A 17,148-nucleotide genomic window follows, 5' to 3' on the forward strand; every position below is an offset into this window, starting at 1 on the left:
GTGCCGGCGTAGCTCAGTTGGTTAGAGCAGCGGAATCATAATCCGCGTGTCCGGGGTTCGAATCCCTGCGCCGGCACCATCCCTCCTCGCCCGAGCCGCCATGGCTGTGATGCAAGCGCAAGACGGTCTCACGCTCCTCCAGAAGGCATGCCGCAATCTCGCCGGCCCGTGCGGCGTCCGAGCGAACGCGCACCTCCTGCTCGGGGTCTCCGGCGGCGCGGACTCGGTGGCGCTGCTGCGCCTCCTGGTCGAAGCGGCGCCGCTCCTTCGCCACCAGCTCCTGGTGGCCCACTTCGATCATCGCCTCCGCCCGAGCGCGCCAGACGATGCCGAGTTCGTCCGCTCTCTCGGGGCGCAGCTCGGTCTCGAGGTGCAAGTCGGCGTCTGGGGGGAGCCACGGGCCGGGGAAGCGGCGGCGCGAGAGGCGCGGCACGAGTTCCTGCAGCGGACGGCGTCACGGTTCGCTTGCGACGCCATCGTTCTCGGCCATCAGCTCGACGATCAGATCGAGACCGCCCTCATGCGTCTCGGCCGCGGCAGCGGACTGCGGGGACTCGGGGGCATGCACTGGCGCCGCGCGGCGCCGGTGCCTTTCATCCGTCCGCTCCTCGATTGCCCGCACGAGGAGCTCGTCGCGTACCTCCACTCCCTGGGACAACCCTGGCGCGAGGATGCCTCGAACCAGGACCTCTCGCGGACCCGGAATCGGGTGCGGCATCAGGTGCTCCCTGCCCTCGATGCCGCTTTCGGTGTGGGCTGGCGCGGCCGGTGGAGCGCCAGTCTCGAGGACCACCGCGCCCTGTGGTCCGTGCTGCGGAGCAAGGCGGAGTCCGTCCTGGAAGGCGCCCGCTCGACCCCGCCGCAAGACAGCATTCCTACTCCCGCCGATCAGGCCGCACGAAACAGCACACGTCCTCCCGTGCGCGCAGCACCGACGATCGAAGACACCGGGAGCCTCGACCTGGCACCTCTCCGAAGGCTCGAGGAACCCTTGCTGCGGGTTCTCCTCCAGCTCTGGCTCGATCCCGCAGGGCAGCTGGGTCTCCGCCGGACCCATCTGAGCCTCGCCTCTGAATTCGTTCACAGCGGTCGAAACGGCCAGGAACTCGATCTCCCCGGACCGCTCGCACTACACATCGAGGGCACCAAAGTGATCCAAAGTGCGGCCGCGATCGTCCGTTCGGCGCCAGGCGCCAGACTTCACCGGCTGCTCGCCACGAAAACGTCCGAACCGCCCGTTTTTTCCTTCCACGCCCACGCCATGGCCGCGTACGAAGCGTTGCGGGAACTGCCCATCCCCGAGGCCGGTGCACTGCCCCCCGACACCTTCCCCTCCACCACAGTCACCGTCGTTTGCGCCGACAAGACCACGGCGCCGCTCGTCCTGCGCACCGGCGGCCGCGGCGAGAAGGTGCGCCTCCTCGGCGCCCCAGGGTCCCGGCGGCTCACGCGGATCCTGCAGGATCGTCGCATTCCCGCCCGCTTGCGCCCTGGCTGGCCGGTCGTCGCCGACTCCAGCGGCATCGTATGGATCCCCGGGGTGGGCATCGCCGAACGCTGCCGCCTGGACGGAAAGAGCAGGAGCGCCATGCGTCTCGTTCTCTACCTTGCGGAAGTGCGTGAAGAAACGTAGGTTCGGTTGATTTGCAGGGTTTTGGGAGGATGCCGTAAAATGTTAGGATCCGCGGTTGTGCCGGTCGAATCCGGCAGGGAAGCCCGGGCCAGTGACCAGGAGGCCCGACCCCCAGCCCCAATCACGCGAAGCGTCCGTCCAACTGGAAAGGTCATCGTGCCGACTCAGAGGCCCGCCGCCCCTGCCCGCCCGCATTCCGGGAGCGCGGCTGCCCCGCCTGCTGGCACCACCTCTGCCCCGCAAACCGGCGTCGTGACCCCGCCATCCCATTCCGGCGCCCCGCACCGCGGCGCTTTGCAGTACGAGCTGGACATCCCGATGCGGCGCGTCCTGATCCCGGCAGAAACCCTGATGACACGGGTGCAGGAGCTGGGGCAGGAGATCTCCGACGCCTACCGGGGACGCCTGCCCCTCCTGGTCTCGGTCCTCAAGGGGGGAGTCGTCTTCCTCACCGACCTGATGCGGTCGATCACCATCCCGCACCACATCGATTTCCTGCAGCTCTCCAGCTACGAGGGCGGCACCGAGACTTCGGGAACCGTGCGGCTGCTCAGTGATCTCGGCACCAACATCGGCGGGCGCGACGTAGTCATCGTCGAGGACATCGTGGACACCGGCCTCACCCTGCGCTATCTACTGAAACAGCTGGAGATCAGGCAGCCGCGGAGCCTGCGGGTTTGTGCTCTTCTCGACAAGCACACCGCCCGTCAGGTCGAAGTTCCTCTCGACTTCGTGGGCTTCACGATCCCCAATGAATTCGTCGTGGGCTACGGTCTCGACTACGACGAGAAGTACCGGAACTTGCCCTACATCGGCGTTCTGGATCTGTGACCGGGCAGTACTGAACCGTGATGCCGGGCGGTGGCCCGCCGCCGGCCGTCCGAACGAAAGAGCGACATGGCCGATCATCCTCGTGGCAACCAGCGCCGGCAGCGCCAGCGCCCGTCTCTCGGGCTCCCGGGCTCGCCGCGCCGCAACCGCCCCTTCCGGCACGTGGCCTTGTGGCTGGTGCTGTTCATGGCGGTGCTCCTCTCCTTCCAGCACTACTACTACGGCAAGCCCCGCCACGAGCAGATCAGCTACTCCGAGTTCCTCCAGCAAGTGGACGGGGGCAACATCCGCAAGCTCACGTTCATCGAGAAGGAGATCGAGGGCGAGCTGGGACGCGAGAAGTCCCTCGCCCAAGGGCAGGGGAAGGTGAGCCACTTCCGCACCACCATCCCCTTCGAGGATCCGGATCTGTTGCAGCGCATCAGCGAGCGCAACCCCGGTGCCGTGCTCGAAGCCAAGCAGCCTCAGGCCAATTGGCTGGGCATCCTGGCTTCGGGCCTGCCCTTCCTCCTTCTCATCGTCTTCTGGCTGTTCCTGATGCGGCAGATGCAAGGTGGCGGCAACCGCGCCTTCAGCTTCGGGAAGTCCCGCGCCAAGCTGCTCGAGGGCGATCGTCCCAAGGTCACCTTCCAGGACGTGGCCGGCTGCGAGGAAGCCAAACAAGAGCTGCAAGAAATCGTCGAGTTCCTCCGGGACCCGAAGAAGTTCCAGCGTCTCGGCGGCCGCATCCCCAAGGGCGCGTTGCTCCTCGGACCGCCCGGAACGGGCAAGACGCTCCTCGCCCGCGCCGTGGCCGGTGAGGCCTCGGTGAGCTTCTTCAGCATGAGCGGCTCCGACTTCGTCGAGATGTTCGTCGGCGTCGGTGCCTCGCGCGTCCGCGACCTCTTCGAGCAGGGCAAGAAGAACGCGCCCTGCATCGTCTTCATCGACGAGATCGACGCCGTCGGCCGCCATCGCGGCGCCGGTCTCGGCGGCGGCCACGACGAGCGCGAGCAGACCCTGAACCAGCTGCTGGTGGAAATGGACGGCTTCGAATCGAACGACGGCGTCATCCTCCTCGCCGCCACCAACCGTCCCGACGTCCTCGATCCGGCCCTGCTGCGTCCCGGCCGCTTCGACCGTCAAATCGTGGTGGACATGCCGGACGTGCGCGGCCGCGAGGGTATCCTCAAGGTGCACTCGCGCAGCATCCCGCTCGCCGACGGCGTCGACTTGCAGCGCATCGCCCGCGGCACCCCCGGCTTCAGCGGCGCCGACCTGGCCAACCTGGTCAACGAGGCGGCGCTGCTCGCGGCGCGTCACAACGCCGATCGCGTCGGCCATCTCGACCTGGAGATGGCCAAGGACAAAGTGATCATGGGGCCCGAGCGCCGCAGCCGGGTCATGAGCGAAGAAACCAAGCGCATGGTGTCCTATCACGAGGCTGGCCATGCCATCGTGGCCTACAACCTCCCGCACGCCGATCCGGTGCACAAGGTCACCATCATTCCCCGCGGCCGTACTGGTGGCGCCACCTTCACCCTCCCCGTGGACGATCGCGACGAGGTCTCCCGCGAGTGGGTGCTCGACATGGTGACCATGGCCATGGGCGGGCGCGTCGCAGAGAAGCTCGTCCTCGACCGCTTGGGCAGCGGCGCGCAGAGCGACATCTCGATGGCGACGAAGCACGTGCGTCGCATGGTGACCCGCTGGGGCATGAGCGACAAGCTCGGTCCCGTGGCTTACGGCGAGCCGGAGGAAATGGTCTTCCTGGGCAAGGACTTCTCCCACCGACGCGATTTCAGCGAGGCCACGGCGGAGCGCATCGACGAGGAAGTGGCCGCCATCATCCAGCAGTGCTACCAGCGCGCCGAGCGCATCCTGGTGGAGCACATGGACCAGCTGCACTTGCTGGCCAAGACGCTCCTCGAGCGCGAGACCGTGGACGGCGACGAGCTGCGCAAGCTGCTCACCGGCGAGGAGCTGCCGCCGATGAATGGCGCCAGCGGCAACGGCGCCGGGGCGCGCAACGATGGCAAGGCGTCCCGCGACGACGGCCGCTCTCCGGCCACCTCCGACACCGCCACGGGCACCGCCGCAGGGGCCGCCGCGGGCACCGCCGCGAGCCCCAGCGCCGCTGCAGACGCCACCGCGAACGCCTCGGCGCTTCCCGGTGCAGGTGCCGAGCGGACGCAGCCTGCGGCTTCGGCGCAGAATCCGCCCGAAAAGCCTGCGAACCCCGACGCGGATGGCATCCTCGACACTCCCTCCTGAGGGCGTCTCGGCACCACCTGAGCGACGGCCGGAGTGATCCCCGTTGACACCCCGTGTTCGCTGGCCATTGTCTCGCTTCGGCTCGCTTGCGAGGTGTTCGCCAAGGGCACGCGGTGGATTCCGACCAGCCTCCGACTCATCGGCATGAGTCTTTCATACTCATGGGCATGAGTAAGAGGCTTCAGGTCCTATTCAGCGAGACAGAGGTCCGCGATCTCCAGCTCCTCGCCCGCAGCCGCGGTTTCACCGTGGCCGCATGGGTCCGGCAGGCGCTCCGGGCGGCGGCGAGAGAAGAGCCGCGCGGCGACTTCAGGAAAAAACTCGCCCTCGTGCGACACGCCTCCCGCCACGCCTTCCCGTCGAGCGATCTCTCGACCGCACGCGCGGCAGCCCACAGCAGTGAACCCGGCAAGGTCTCGCGGTGATCTTCGTCGACTCCGACGTTCCCATGCTCCTCGTCGGCACACCCCATCGGTTCAAGGTCGAGGCGCAGAAATGGCTGGAGATCTCCATCACCGAAGGCGGTCCCTTGGTGACCGACGCCGCAGTGCTGCACGAGATCCTGCGCCGGTACGTCGCGATCGACTGCCGCGAGGCGATCCAGCCCTGTCTCGATGTCCTTCTCGGTGTGGTGGACGAGGTGCTTCCCATCGACGCCGGCGCCGTCGAGAGAGCCAAGACCATCGTCTTCGGCCACCCCCGGCTCTCGGCGCGGACCGCGCTCCACCTCGCAGTGATGGAACGGCACGGCGTCGACCGCGTCATGAGCTTCGACGCGAGCTTCGACGACTTCCCGGAGATCCAGAGAGTCAGGTATTGACCGCGGTCACGGGGGCGTGGTGAAGGTGCGATCACTCGAATATGCAAACCCGATCTCCGGCCTGGTGGTGTGCCGTTCCTCGAAGCTGGCCAGCTCGTCCACGTTGGCGTACTGGAAGTACTTGTAGACGGCCCACGTGTAGTACCCGCCGGGTCGCAAGCCGAAACCATGCTCGCGAAGATCGGGTATCCGCGTGCTCGTTCCGTTCAGGAAAAGGACGAAGTTTGTAGGCCCGGTGATCCAGACACAATAGACACCCGGCCCTCCACCCTCCATCCAGCGAAACTCTGTCCACCGGCCCACCACCGATGCATTCGCTGGCGCAATGATCTGCGGCGATAGGGGTAGATCGAGAACGATTCCGGATTCTGGCGGTGTGATGTGGGGCCGCCGTCGGAAGGTGTGCTGGCCCTCCTGAGAAGCGAACGCTTCGACGGAGAATTCGGCGTCAGGGAGGATCGGAACCGTGTAGTCGAAGGTCGCTCCGGGAATCGGGCGGCGATACTGCCAATTGTAGAGGAAGGATGCCCCGCCGATACTCATCATGGTGGTGATCGATTCGAGCTCGTAGCCGCTCGGGATCCCGACGGAGCCGCTGACCTGCGCCTCTGGAGGATCGGAGAGATCCGCCCCGGTGAATCCCTCAGTGGTGGAGCTACCGGCGGTGAGGACGAGTGGACGGCTGGCGAAGGCATCGTATTGCGCCGGCAGACCGTCCGCTCCGGCCGTCCAGCGCAGCAGGTAGAGCGTGCCCTCGACCGTCGGTCCCGACCACCGCACCTCAAGGGTGAAGTCGCCGGTGGAAGGGCTGGCAATGGCCCCCGAAACCATGTCGTTGGGGGCGAAGTACACCTTGGTCGTCTTGTCAGCCGCAGGAGGTACGACTCCACTGATCGTGGCCGTAGAGAATGAAACAAACGGAGGGTTGAATCCGCCTCGGCCAAGGCCTCCGCCCCAGAACTCGAAGAACGGGTCTCTGCGGGTCAGGCCGGAGTAGACGAGGGCCGAGGCCCCGTTGAGAAGCGTGATGTCATAGGTGGGGCCGACACGGTCGACCCGAAACATGCCTGCGGCGTCGCTGTTCACCGGGGGCTTGTTGCCGACGATGACGACGACTCCCTCGGCCGGCTGGCCGTCCGTGTATTGGATCCTGCCTTCGATCGAACTGCGTGCCGGGGCTGCAGGATCCTCGGCGCAAGCGCCGAGAATCGCGGCGAAAAGGGAAACGCAACAGGCCCGGAAATGCTTCATGGCGGTCCAACCCGAGAATTGCGCCAGGCAGTCGCCACAGCCTAGCAGGTACCCGCCTTGTAGGGGGAGTGGACGGCTCCGCCTCAGCTCCCGGTGCTGCCGGCGGCCGGCTCCTGCCCGGGTGTTCCGGCGGCGACGTCCTGACCGGGTGTTTCGGCAGCGGGAGGCTCCGCCGTGGCGGGGGACTCGGTGGGCGTCGCGCCGAGCTTCAGCTCCTCGACGTAGTTCATCCGCAGGTCGAGCAGCAGCCGCGACAGGAGCTTCTCCTCCTCCGCATGCAAATTGCCGCGGGTCTTCTCCTGCAGCGCCCCCAGCAGATCGATACTCTCCTTGGCGGCGTCCAGGTCGCGGGCGGACTTGCCCGTCACCGGGTGCGACACCTTCCCGAGCTGCACCCAGGTGGTGTAGTGCAGCTGCATGATCAGACTGACGAACAGCTCGTTCACCGACGTCTCGCTCATGCGTCGACTCCTTCTGCCTCGGAACTCGTTCTTCCTCAGAACTCGCGGATGAAGCGCGCCGCATAGCTGCGCACATCTTGATCGTTGAGCACGTGGAAGTGGCGCAAGCGCTCGATCGTCTGCCCCGAGAAGCGGGCCAGCGGGATGTAGAGCAGCTTGCGGCGCCACCGGCGTGCGAGCAAGCGCCAGCGCGCCCGCGGCGGCCGCGGCGCCACCAGCACCACGTGCCGCTCCTGCGAGTGCAGGAGCGCCCCCGCCACCAGCCGGTCCGGCGCGGTGCGGGTGAAGTCGAGCCGGGCATCGTGCCAGATATCCGGGAGGAGCCGCGGCGGGAAGAGCAGGAAGAGCCCGCCGTATCTCGCCAGCGCCACACCCGGGCCCACGAGCTGCTCGCGGAAGGGCGTGGCGAAGAAGCAGAGCGTCGATTCCTCCTCGTGCTCGGCATACCAGGTGGAACGCCAGGCATAACGGTCCTCGTCCACGGGATCCTCGAAGAGGAATACCACCACCTCCACCTCGCCCCGGCTCGGCGGCACCTCCTTCACGTAGAGGTCGCCGGTGTGCCAGTTGCGCAGCGTCTCGCGCATGTCGATCCCGTCCTTGAGGGAGCTGGTGAACTTCTCGCTCCGCGCCAGATCCTCGGCGAGCAATGCACGCGCCTGCTCGCGGACGTGGGTGTTGAAGCTCTCGATGCGGTCGTCCTCGGGAGGCCAGGAGCACTGGCGGAAGGGATTCCAGCGCTGCACCCAGCGCTGCCGCCGCACCGGATCGGGCTGCGGTTTGAGCGCTAGGTGGCGCCAGAAGCGCGGCGGCCCGGGCAGTCGCGACACGAGCTCCATCTGCCCGCCGCCGCCGAGGATGCCCTCGCCGTCGCCGACGCGCGCCGCCTGCAACGGCGCCGGCTGCCCTTGGTAGGGATACTGCTTGGCGGTCTCGACCAAGGCGACGGCGAAGGAATCGCCGGCCACCTGCTTCGCCGCCACTGCCAAAGTGTAGAGGTCCGGCGTCAGCCGCCCGTCCATGAGGGTGAGATTGCGAACGTACTGCAGGAGCACGCGCAGCACCTGCGGCGACACCCAACGCTGCTCCGGCGGGCGATCCTTGTCCCAGAGGGAGCGGGCCGCGAGCAGCAGCTCCTTCACCCCGTCCACCGACAGATGCTCGTCGCTTCGCAGCTCCCGCCGGAACTTCTCGTAGAGTGCGGTCACGAAAGGCAGCTCGCCGAGAGCGAAGTAGAGCGTTTCCGGCGTCACCTTCCAGGCTTGAGGGCGCTGCCAGGAGCGCTGGTGTTCCGGGTAGCTGGCGCGCTCGCGATACGCGTCGCGGATCCACGGCCAGTCCTGCACCGCCGGCAGGAAAAGGATCGCCTCGTGTTCGAGCTCGAGCCGGTGCAGCTCGAAGGCCATCCGCCGCAGCCGTCCTTCCCGCGGCGCTCCCGGCTCGGGCGTGGCGATGAAGGGCAGGATCGCCGCGGCGAAGCGCTCGGGCTTGACGCGTTTGAGGGCGTACGGATCGGGAACGGGTTCCGAGTACGGCTCGTAATGCGGCTCTTCCAGATCCACGAAGGCCCGCGGCACGTGCTCCTGCAGCGCCACCCGCAGCCCCGCGATCACCGGCTGGCACGGCTCGACGGGGACGTAGCTGCCCCGTTCCCCATCCGGGGCCGCTTGGACGACGAGGTGCACCTCGGGCAGCTTGTGCACCACGGCTTCCACTGCGGCCTGGAACGACGCCGGCAGCGGCACGGCCAGGCAATCGAAGTGGCGCTCCAGCAGCAGGCGGCGTACTTCCTGGGCGAAGTCGCCGCTACCATGCACCACGGGAAACGCGGTGATGCGCGGGGAGAAGGCGAAGATCGGCTCTGTGTCCTGCTTCGTCATCGTGGCTCGTCGGCGGCGCGGCGCGGGGGCCCGGCCGCCCGGCGCCCGGCCGGCCTGCACCCGCCAGGCGCCGTCCTATTCCTCGTCCTCTTCATCTTCGGCCAGCCGGTCCGGGTGCAGCGGATCTTCGGGATCGAAGAAGAAGTCGCCGAGGCCGAGGGGTCCCCGTGCCTGGCCCTGCGCCCGCCGGCGCTTGGCGGCCAGCGTCTCCAGTTCCAGGGCTTCCTCGCCGAGGACGCGCAACACCGCCTCGCGCCACGCCGTGTCCTTGGAGAGCGGGTGCCCTTTCTCCTGGGCCCGGCGCTTCACGGCGTACTGCACGATGTGCGCCCCATCGCGGGGCGAGAAGTCGAGGCCGAGACCGTGGGCCCGCTGCAGGAAATCCACCGTGAGGTTGATGAGCTCCGGTTCCGCGAAGGGCAAGTGGTACTGCAGGATGGCGATCTCATCTTCCCGATTCGGGAACTGCACTTCCAGCGTCGGCTGCAGGCGCGACAGGATGTAGTCCGGGATCTCGAAGGTGGACTCGTCCTCGTTCATGGTGACGCAGGCGCGGAAGTCCGCGTGCGCCGGCACCATGATGCCGGCGATGATGCTCTCGACGTACCGGCGCTGGTCGAAGAGCGGCGCCAGGGACGCCCAGCTCTTCTCGTTCATGCGGTTGCCCTCGTCGAGGATGCAGACGCCGCCGCGCACCATGGCGGTCACCAGCGGCGAAGCGTGGTAGACGATGCGGCCAGCCTCGGCGAGCACCGGAGTGATCAGGAGATCCTCGGGGCGCGTGTCCGCGGTGCACTGGAAGATGTAGAGCTGCTGTTCCCGCTCCCGCGCCGCCGCCATGCCGAGAGTGGTCTTGCCGATTCCCGGCACACCTTTGATGCGGGGCACGAGGGGTGCGTCCTCCGCATCCACGACCAGCCAGCAGGCGAGCAACTGGCGCAGGACCTCGTCCTGGCCGATCCACTCCCGCTGCGTCTCGTCGGGCCGGGCGAGCTGGAAGCGCACGCCATCCTGCTCCGCCCAGCGACCGTCTTGGCTCAGGGCCACCGGACGCGAACGACTGCGCCGCGGCGGCCGCTTCGCTTCGGCCACGGAACCTCCTTGCTGCCGAATGGTATCACGCCTTGCCTTGACGCGCCTCGGCACCGGACCTACCGTCGGCGCATGACCCCCGCGACGCCGAGAGCGTGGCACGTGGGCGCGCGCCGGCTCGTCTGCGGCCGCAGCCCGCTGTTGATGGGCGTCGTCAACGTCACCCCGGACAGCTTCTCCGACGGCGGCCGCTTCGAGGACGCCGAAGCCGCCGTGCGCCACGGCGTGCAGCTCGTCGAGGACGGCGCCGACCTGCTGGACGTGGGCGGCGAGTCCTCTCGCCCGGGCGCGGCCCCCGTGCCGCTCGAGACCGAGCTGCAGCGGGTGCTCCCGGTGCTGCAGGGCCTGCGCCGCCGCCTCGAGGTGCCGCTTGCCATCGACACCACCAAGGCCGCCGTCGCCCGCGCCGCCCTCGACTGCGGCGCCGACATCGTCAACGACATCAGCGGCCTGCGCTTCGACCCACAGATGCTGCCGCTCTTGGCCGCTTCCCGTTGCGGCATCGTCCTCATGCACATGCAGGGCACACCCCGGACGATGCAGGTGGCGCCGCGCTACGACGACGTGGTGCTCGAGGTCCGCGCCTGGCTGGACCAGCGCTGCAACGACCTCAGCGGCGCCGGGATCGCCGCGGAGCGCTTGCTGCTCGATCCGGGCCTCGGCTTCGGCAAGCGCTACGCCGACAACCTGGCGCTCCTCCGCCACCTCGACGCGCTCCGCGTGCACGAGCGGCCGCTCCTGGTGGGTGCCTCGCGCAAAGCCTTCCTCGGCTGGCTCCTGGCCGAGCCGGAACCGCTGGCACGTCTGGAGGGCGACCTGGCGGTGAGCGCTTGGTGCCGGCACCATGGGGTGGAATGCTTGCGGGTGCACGACGCCCGCGCCGCGCGGCGGCTGTTCCGCGTCCTCGAGGCCCTCGAAGGCGGCAGCGCCCTCCCTTGACCCGGGCCGCCGGGGAGCCGAAACTCGCGGCGCTCACCGTTGCAGACCGGGAGACAGGACATGACGCGATTCCGCCTCCTCTTCGAGATCCTCGACATCCTCCTGGTGGCTTTTCTCTTCTACCGCGTCTTCTTGCTCGTCCGCGGCACTCGCGCCGCCCAGATGTTCGTCGGTCTGGCGCTCCTCATGATCACCTCGATCGCCGCCGAGATCCTGGGACTGGAAGCGCTGCACTGGATCGTCTCCAACCTCGAGACCGTCTGGGTGATCGCCTTCGTCATTCTCTTCCAGCCCGAGCTGCGCCGGGCGCTGGCGGCCTTGGGCCAGAATCCGCTCTTCCGCAACTTCGTGCGCACCAACGAGGCCGGTCCCATCGGCGAGATCGCCCAGGCGGCGCACCGCCTGGCCGAGCAAGGGCGGGGCGCCCTCATCGTCGTCGAGCGCGAGGCGGAGTTGCGGGCCATCCAGGAGACCGGGACGCGCATCGAAGCCCGCGTCACCAGCGAGCTCCTGGAAACGATCTTCACCCCGCCCACGCCGCTCCACGACGGCGCCGTCCTCATCCGCGGCAACCAGCTGGTGGCAGCGGGATGCATCCTCCCGCTGACCACGGATCCGCACCTGGCGGCGACGCTCGGGACGCGACACCGTGCCGCCCTCGGCCTCGCCGAGGAGACCGATGCCATCGTCGTGGTGGTGTCCGAGGAAACCCGCAGCCTCTCGCTCGCCCTGGACGGACAGCTGCGCCTCAACATCGAGCCCACCGCGTTGCGCAGCGAGCTCACCAGCCTCTTCGTGGTGCTGCCGAAGAAAAAGGCCGCCTGAAGCGTCCGACGCCTGCAGGGAGACCTCAGTCCTCCGCCAGCGCCTTCAGAGCCTCTGCCCGGTTGGGATAGACCACGAAGATGTTGAGCAGCATGAGTGTCAAGAGGACGCTCTGGATGCGGGACTCGATGTTGCACATACAGAACCGCAGCCCCTTGGTCTTGGCGCTGGCGTGCACCCCGGTGAGCACGCCGATGGCGAGGCTGGTGATGTGCGAGGTTTTCGCGAGATCCAGAATGGTCTTCTTTTGCCCGTCGTAGATGAGCTTCCGCAGCACGTTCTGCAGCTCGTCCGTTTCCTTGCCGCCCCTGAGCATCCCTTCGGGCACGACCACGGCCACCTCGCCGACGCGTTCGACGTGCAAGCTCATCGCGCCTCCTCCGGCTCGGATTGCGAGCAGCGTTCCTCGGGATCTGCAAGCGAGAATACCACGCCTTCCCCACGACGTCAGGCGGAATCGCAGGCGGGGAGCGCACGCGGGCGACGGCGGCGCTGCATGCCTCCCACCCGTTGGGTGGGCGCGCCGGGCCCGGCCGATTGACCGGCCGCCGCGGCGGACGTACCATTCATTCGACTTCCGTGACGGAAGGATCGTGTCCATGCGGCACTTCGCTCTCGCCGTCCTTGCCTCGGGTCTCGTGGCGGCCGGCGCCCTTGCCGACCCGCGCCCGCCAGGGGAGACCATGGCCCTCCCCTGGCACGTGCAAGGCGAGACCGCCGGCAACGTCTTCGCACCCATCGACGACGACTTCCTCACCGCCGAGGCGGACAGCGAGACCTACACCAACTCGGACCTGTTCAACTTCCTCTACTGGAGCCCCGGCGAAGACATCACCTTCGCCGACGACGCGCACCTGCTGTTCGCCGGTAAACTGACGCAGTTCTATTTTTTCTTCGCTCAGCCGGTGCGCACGGGGACGCGCTTCACCATCGCTTTCTATGCCAATGATCCCGACGATAGCGGCGTCGGACCCCTGCAGGCCGGGCCGTACGAGTTGGGCCCCTACGTCCCGGGCGCTCACGTCGTGCATTACACCGTACCGGGCAACAAGGTCGTCATCGGGCCCGATGTCTGGTTCGCCGTCACGATCCACAACCCGAGTGCGGGCCTCGCCCTCGCCAACCCACCGCGCGTCGGCACGACGCACCCGACCTTTTACGACTTCGGCGCGGGCGGCCTCCGGAGCTTCGAAGACGCCCCCGGAAGCTTCTACCTGCGCATCAAGGTGATCCCCGCGCCGCTGCCGGTGGAGCAGGTCACCTGGTCCGCGGTGAAGGCCCTGTTCCGCTCACCCCATGGAGGGAGAGGCCCATGAGCCACTATTACGACGACAAGGACTTGCCGCGCTTTCCGGAGATGGGCACCGAGGCCCCGGAGCTGTGGGAGAAGTTCAGCGCCTGGTACGCCGCCGTCTTTCGCGAAGGCGCGCTCTCGGAACGCGAGAAGGCCCTCATCGCCCTCGCCGTCGCCCACGCAGTCCAGTGCCCGTACTGCATCGACGCCTACAGCCAGACCTGTCTCGAGAAGGGCTCCAATGCCGAGCAGATGACCGAGGCGGTGCACGTGGCGGCGGCGATCCGCGGCGGCTCCTCCCTCGTGCACGGTGTCCAGATGCGGCACCATGTCGAACGCCTCTCCATGTGAGCACGACGGCTCCCGCGCCGGTCTTCGGCCCCGCTGTGAGCGAAAGCAGTGATGCAGCCATGCCGACGACGACCTCTCTCCTCCGGCGCTCCCATCCCCTGGCGGACCCGGCGCTGCAGCGCCAGCGCTTGGAGGGCACGCCACTCCGCCGGAACTTCGCCGCCGCCCTGGATGCGAGCGGCCTGCTGCCGTTCCGCGCCACCAGCATCGACACCCTGCAGATCAACCTGGGCAAGCTCTGCAACCAGACTTGCCGCCACTGCCACGTGGACGCGGGACCGGACCGGCGGGAGAGCATGCCGCCGGAAGTCGTGGAAGCTTGCCTCCGCGTCCTCGAGACAGCGGCCATCCCGACGCTGGACATCACCGGCGGCGCCCCCGAGCTGCACCCCCAGTTCCGTGCCCTCGTGACCCGCGCCCGCGCGCTCGGCCGCCGCGTTCTCGATCGCTGCAACCTCACCGTGCTGCTGCTCCCCAAGCACGACGACCTTCCGGCCTTCCTGGCGGCGCACCGCGTCGAGGTGATCGCCTCGCTGCCCTCCACCAACGCGCGCCAGACCGACGCGCAGCGCGGCAGCGGTGTGTACGAAGGGTCCCTGGTGGGTTTGCGGCGCTTGAACGCCGTCGGCTATGGGCGGGATCCGGAGCTGGTGCTCGACCTGATTACCAATCCGGTGGGCGCTTTCCTGCCGGCGAACCAGGCCGCCCTCGAAGCGGAATGGAAGCACTGGCTGAAGCAGCACCATGACATCGATTTCAACCATCTCTACACGATCACCAACATGCCCATCAGCCGCTTCCTCGAGTACCTGCTCGACTCGGGCAACTACGAGTCGTACATGGAGCGCCTGGTGAATGCCTACAACCCGCCCGCCGCCGCCGGCGTCATGTGCCGCAACCTCCTCTCCGTGGGCTGGGACGGCAAGCTCTACGACTGCGACTTCAATCAGATGCTCGAGCTGCCGGTGGAGGCGGCGGTGCCGACCACCGTCTTCGGCTTCGAAGCCGAGGCTCTCGCTCGCCGCCGCATCGTGATCGGCAACCATTGCTTCGGCTGCACCGCCGGCGGCGGCTCGAGCTGCGGCGGCGCCACGGTGAGTTGATCGCTCCTACGACGCCCACCGCGTTGCGGGGATCCATCAATAGAGACGTTGGATCTTTTGGTCGGCGGCGCGCAGCAGGGCTTCGGCGCCGCCGGCGCGCAGGTGCACGATTACCTGGACGCGGATGTCCGTGTCCCAGCGCGGCCCGTCGCCTTCGGCCCGGCGGCCCAGCACGTACGGTTCCAGCACCGCCGCAGGCACGAGCGTGGTTTCGCGCCCTTCGGCCTTCTGCACCACCCACACGCGGTCCGCGTCCAGTGTGGGGTCGACGGGCAGTGAATCCGTGGCCACCACGCCCAGTAGCGCTTGCAAGGGTCCACCTTGGCATTCCTCGCCTTCGAGGCCGAACGAGGGCATGAAATCGCGGTACAGATCGGTGCGCAGGGTGTAGGTCCGCGACCCGATCACCACCGTCTGCGGTGCGGTGAGAAGCGAGTCCAGTGGGACTGGGGTGAGCGGCCAATCGGTGCGGTCGCAGTCTTGGCGGGGCTCGCAGGCCCCGAGGGTCAAGAGCAGGACGAGGATCGCAAGATTTCGAGGAGGACGCATCGCCTTCCTCCACGGGAAGGTTCAACCTCTAAGATAGTTTCCGTGCCCGCGGCGTCAAGCCGGTGGCGCGCCAGAATGACGGCGTGCCGGCACGACGCCCCGCAACGAGGCGTGTGCGGCAACGCTGTGGCGAAAACTGCAGCGGCGCGGATCGCCGGCCTCTGTGCTGCGAGAGCCAGAAACCCACGCCGTCCCGTAGAGCGACCGCCCCGTTCGGCCGCCGGACATCCTTGCCCGCCACCGTGGGCGCCACGATCCCGGTCGACTCCGCAGGCTCCTCCCAGCGCTTGCGTGCCGACTGCGCCGCTGCACTCGGCACACCAGGCAAGACCCGTCCCAGTCGCCCCCGCTTAAGCAAGTCGCTGCGCCGGCGTGACTTTCCCCCGCCTGCTTGAGCCGCACCGGTCGCCGTGATGGCCACTCCCTGTCGTCGGCGACGACAGTCACGGCGATATCTCACGAGGGAGTGAGCGCCCGCCAGGGCCTCATGGAAGCCAGACGGCAGCGATCGTCTGCTTGAGGCGCGGCGTCGCCAGCTGGAAGTTCCGCCCGACGGGACGCGGGTTGGGGAACCACTTCCAAAGGAAGACCCCGGCCACGCTGGGCTCGCGCTCCACCGCTGCCAGGGCGACACGCAGGCAGGCTTCCTGCACTGCCTCCGCTTCCTCGCCGTCCACGTGCGCGTCCCACGGTCGCACGGGCGCCGCGAAGGCGCGGTTGTAACCGAGCTCGGTGAAGACGATGCGGCGGTTGTGCTGGGCGGCGAAGGCGCGCAAGGTGCGCATGCGCTTCTCCCAGGCCTTTTCGATCTCTTTCGCGCTTGCCCCGGTGCTGTCGGCGAGCGGGAAGTAGGCCTGGATCCCGATGGCATCGAGGGCGTCCCAGAAGGGCACGCGCTGGTAGTCGCTCCAGTTGGCGCCGTAGGAGAGCGGCGCTTTGGTGACGGCGCGCACCTGACGGATGAGCTCGCGCCAGCTCTCCTCGTGGCCCAGGGTGCGGTCGAGCTCGGTGCCCAGGATGAAGCCGTTGGCCTGGGGACAGGCCTGCGCCAGCGTCACCACCCACTGGGTGTAGGCGGTGAAGAAGCGCTCCCAGGACGCGTCGTCGTGGAACTCGATGTCGCCTGCCCAGCGGAACGGCGAGCCCCAGTAGGCCAGGTGCGGCGTGATGGCGATCTCGAGCCCCGCCTCGTGCGCCGCGGCGATGGGTCGCGCCAGGTGTGGCGGAGGCGCGGCGGGATCGATGGGGCGGAAACCAACGTTGCCATCCCCGTCGATGCGTGCATAGGGATGGATGCTCACCCAGGTCGCACCCACGGCCCGCAGGTCCGCCATCGTCGCCCCGATGTCCGGCGACGCCCAGTCCGAGCCGTTGGTGTGGGTCGAGAGCACGATGCCGCGCACCTTCGCCGCGGCGGCGCGATCGGTGCTGCGGGCGGCGACGCCATGGCTCTGCCGCTCCAGCGCGCCGGCAGCCCTCCCGGCGCTCGAGCCGCGCTCGCACGCCGACACGAACACGAGGAACCATGCCGCCAGGACGACTCGCCGCATCGACACTCCTGCCGGGAAAGGAAGCGGCTTCCGCCAAGGACGCCGCTCTACATCTGGGACAAGAATTCGTCCCAGGGGATCGCCTGCATCGTTTCGGTCGTCGCCTTCCCGAAGCGCCGGATGATCATCGCCACCCGCTGCGCTTCCCGTTCGCTCGGGGCCTCGAAGACGTCGATCACATCGAAGCGGCCGAAGGTGACGTAGCTCGACTTCCACTCCACCTCGGGACATTCCTTCTGGATGGTCTTCTTCACCTTGTCCGCGATCTGCCGGAACGACCCCGCGTCCGCGGTGGCGTCCGGCGCGATGCGACTCA

General features: G+C 68.1%; 17 protein-coding genes and 1 tRNA gene. 10 read left to right on the forward strand and 8 right to left on the reverse strand.

Annotated elements, in window-relative coordinates:
- Nucleotides 1-2: 2 nt before the first annotated feature.
- From VFE28_11055 to VFE28_11075, 5 genes are all read left to right on the forward strand, one after another.
- Nucleotides 3-79, forward strand: a tRNA-Met gene (locus tag VFE28_11055).
- A gap of 21 nt (nucleotides 80-100) precedes the next feature.
- Nucleotides 101-1,633: a tRNA lysidine(34) synthetase TilS gene (tilS, locus tag VFE28_11060; protein ID HZM16530.1), complete on the forward strand. Its 1,533-nt coding sequence runs from the start codon at nucleotides 101-103 to the stop codon at nucleotides 1,631-1,633.
- 318 nt (nucleotides 1,634-1,951) lie between these two features.
- Nucleotides 1,952-2,464, forward strand: coding sequence for a hypoxanthine phosphoribosyltransferase (hpt, locus tag VFE28_11065; protein HZM16531.1), 513 nt, complete (start codon nucleotides 1,952-1,954; stop codon nucleotides 2,462-2,464).
- A gap of 66 nt (nucleotides 2,465-2,530) precedes the next feature.
- Complete coding sequence (ftsH, locus tag VFE28_11070; GenBank protein HZM16532.1) at nucleotides 2,531-4,717, forward strand: ATP-dependent zinc metalloprotease FtsH; 2,187 nt, start codon at nucleotides 2,531-2,533, stop codon at nucleotides 4,715-4,717.
- Between the two features lie 421 nt (nucleotides 4,718-5,138).
- Nucleotides 5,139-5,537 carry a type II toxin-antitoxin system VapC family toxin gene (locus tag VFE28_11075; GenBank protein HZM16533.1) on the forward strand — a complete coding sequence of 133 codons (399 nt, stop codon included), beginning with the start codon at nucleotides 5,139-5,141 and terminating at the stop codon, nucleotides 5,535-5,537.
- Between the two features lie 6 nt (nucleotides 5,538-5,543).
- Here the strand turns inward: VFE28_11075 and VFE28_11080 are convergent, their stop codons facing one another.
- From VFE28_11080 to VFE28_11095, 4 genes are all read right to left on the reverse strand, one after another.
- Entirely contained in the window at nucleotides 5,544-6,623 is a 1,080-nt protein-coding gene (locus tag VFE28_11080; protein ID HZM16534.1) for a hypothetical protein, read from the reverse strand.
- 248 nt (nucleotides 6,624-6,871) lie between these two features.
- Entirely contained in the window at nucleotides 6,872-7,249 is a 378-nt protein-coding gene (locus VFE28_11085; GenBank protein ID HZM16535.1) for a DUF1844 domain-containing protein, read from the reverse strand.
- 35 nt (nucleotides 7,250-7,284) lie between these two features.
- A complete protein-coding gene (locus tag VFE28_11090; GenBank protein HZM16536.1) occupies nucleotides 7,285-9,129 on the reverse strand; it encodes a hypothetical protein in 1,845 nt (614 codons plus the stop codon).
- Nucleotides 9,130-9,204: 75 nt separating this feature from the next.
- A complete protein-coding gene (locus tag VFE28_11095; GenBank protein ID HZM16537.1) occupies nucleotides 9,205-10,176 on the reverse strand; it encodes a MoxR family ATPase in 972 nt (323 codons plus the stop codon).
- A 147-nt stretch (nucleotides 10,177-10,323) separates the two neighbouring features.
- Between VFE28_11095 and folP the strand changes: the two genes are divergently transcribed.
- Nucleotides 10,324-11,160 carry a dihydropteroate synthase gene (gene folP, locus VFE28_11100; GenBank protein ID HZM16538.1) on the forward strand — a complete coding sequence of 279 codons (837 nt, stop codon included), beginning with the start codon at nucleotides 10,324-10,326 and terminating at the stop codon, nucleotides 11,158-11,160.
- A gap of 60 nt (nucleotides 11,161-11,220) precedes the next feature.
- On the forward strand, nucleotides 11,221-11,985 hold the full coding sequence (gene cdaA / locus VFE28_11105) for a diadenylate cyclase CdaA (protein HZM16539.1): 765 nt from the start codon (nucleotides 11,221-11,223) through the stop codon (nucleotides 11,983-11,985).
- A 25-nt stretch (nucleotides 11,986-12,010) separates the two neighbouring features.
- Here the strand turns inward: cdaA and VFE28_11110 are convergent, their stop codons facing one another.
- Nucleotides 12,011-12,355, reverse strand: a complete 345-nt coding sequence (locus VFE28_11110) for an STAS domain-containing protein (GenBank protein HZM16540.1) — start codon at nucleotides 12,353-12,355, stop codon at nucleotides 12,011-12,013.
- A gap of 229 nt (nucleotides 12,356-12,584) precedes the next feature.
- Between VFE28_11110 and VFE28_11115 the strand changes: the two genes are divergently transcribed.
- From VFE28_11115 to arsS, 3 genes are read left to right on the forward strand one after another with little or no spacing between them, the layout of a single operon-like run.
- On the forward strand, nucleotides 12,585-13,301 hold the full coding sequence (locus VFE28_11115; protein ID HZM16541.1) for a hypothetical protein: 717 nt from the start codon (nucleotides 12,585-12,587) through the stop codon (nucleotides 13,299-13,301).
- A complete protein-coding gene (locus VFE28_11120; GenBank protein HZM16542.1) occupies nucleotides 13,298-13,630 on the forward strand; it encodes an arsenosugar biosynthesis-associated peroxidase-like protein in 333 nt (110 codons plus the stop codon). The genes VFE28_11115 and VFE28_11120 overlap by 4 nt, the downstream gene beginning before the upstream one ends.
- 59 nt (nucleotides 13,631-13,689) lie before the next feature.
- Nucleotides 13,690-14,733 (forward strand): arsenosugar biosynthesis radical SAM (seleno)protein ArsS, encoded by a 1,044-nt coding sequence (arsS, locus tag VFE28_11125; protein ID HZM16543.1) that lies wholly within the window; start codon nucleotides 13,690-13,692, stop codon nucleotides 14,731-14,733.
- Nucleotides 14,734-14,769: 36 nt separating this feature from the next.
- On the opposite strand, the gene VFE28_11130 is transcribed toward arsS, so the two are convergent.
- The 3 genes from VFE28_11130 to VFE28_11140 all read right to left on the reverse strand — a co-directional run.
- Nucleotides 14,770-15,282, reverse strand: a complete 513-nt coding sequence (locus tag VFE28_11130) for a hypothetical protein (GenBank protein ID HZM16544.1) — start codon at nucleotides 15,280-15,282, stop codon at nucleotides 14,770-14,772.
- A gap of 485 nt (nucleotides 15,283-15,767) precedes the next feature.
- Nucleotides 15,768-16,832 carry a hypothetical protein gene (locus VFE28_11135; protein HZM16545.1) on the reverse strand — a complete coding sequence of 355 codons (1,065 nt, stop codon included), beginning with the start codon at nucleotides 16,830-16,832 and terminating at the stop codon, nucleotides 15,768-15,770.
- 47 nt (nucleotides 16,833-16,879) lie between these two features.
- Nucleotides 16,880-17,148, reverse strand: a 269-nt coding sequence (locus tag VFE28_11140; GenBank protein HZM16546.1) for a GYD domain-containing protein, incomplete at its 5' end; no start/stop codon positions are given.

This window comes from Candidatus Krumholzibacteriia bacterium (assembly GCA_035649275.1).
Taxonomy (GTDB): Bacteria; Krumholzibacteriota; Krumholzibacteriia.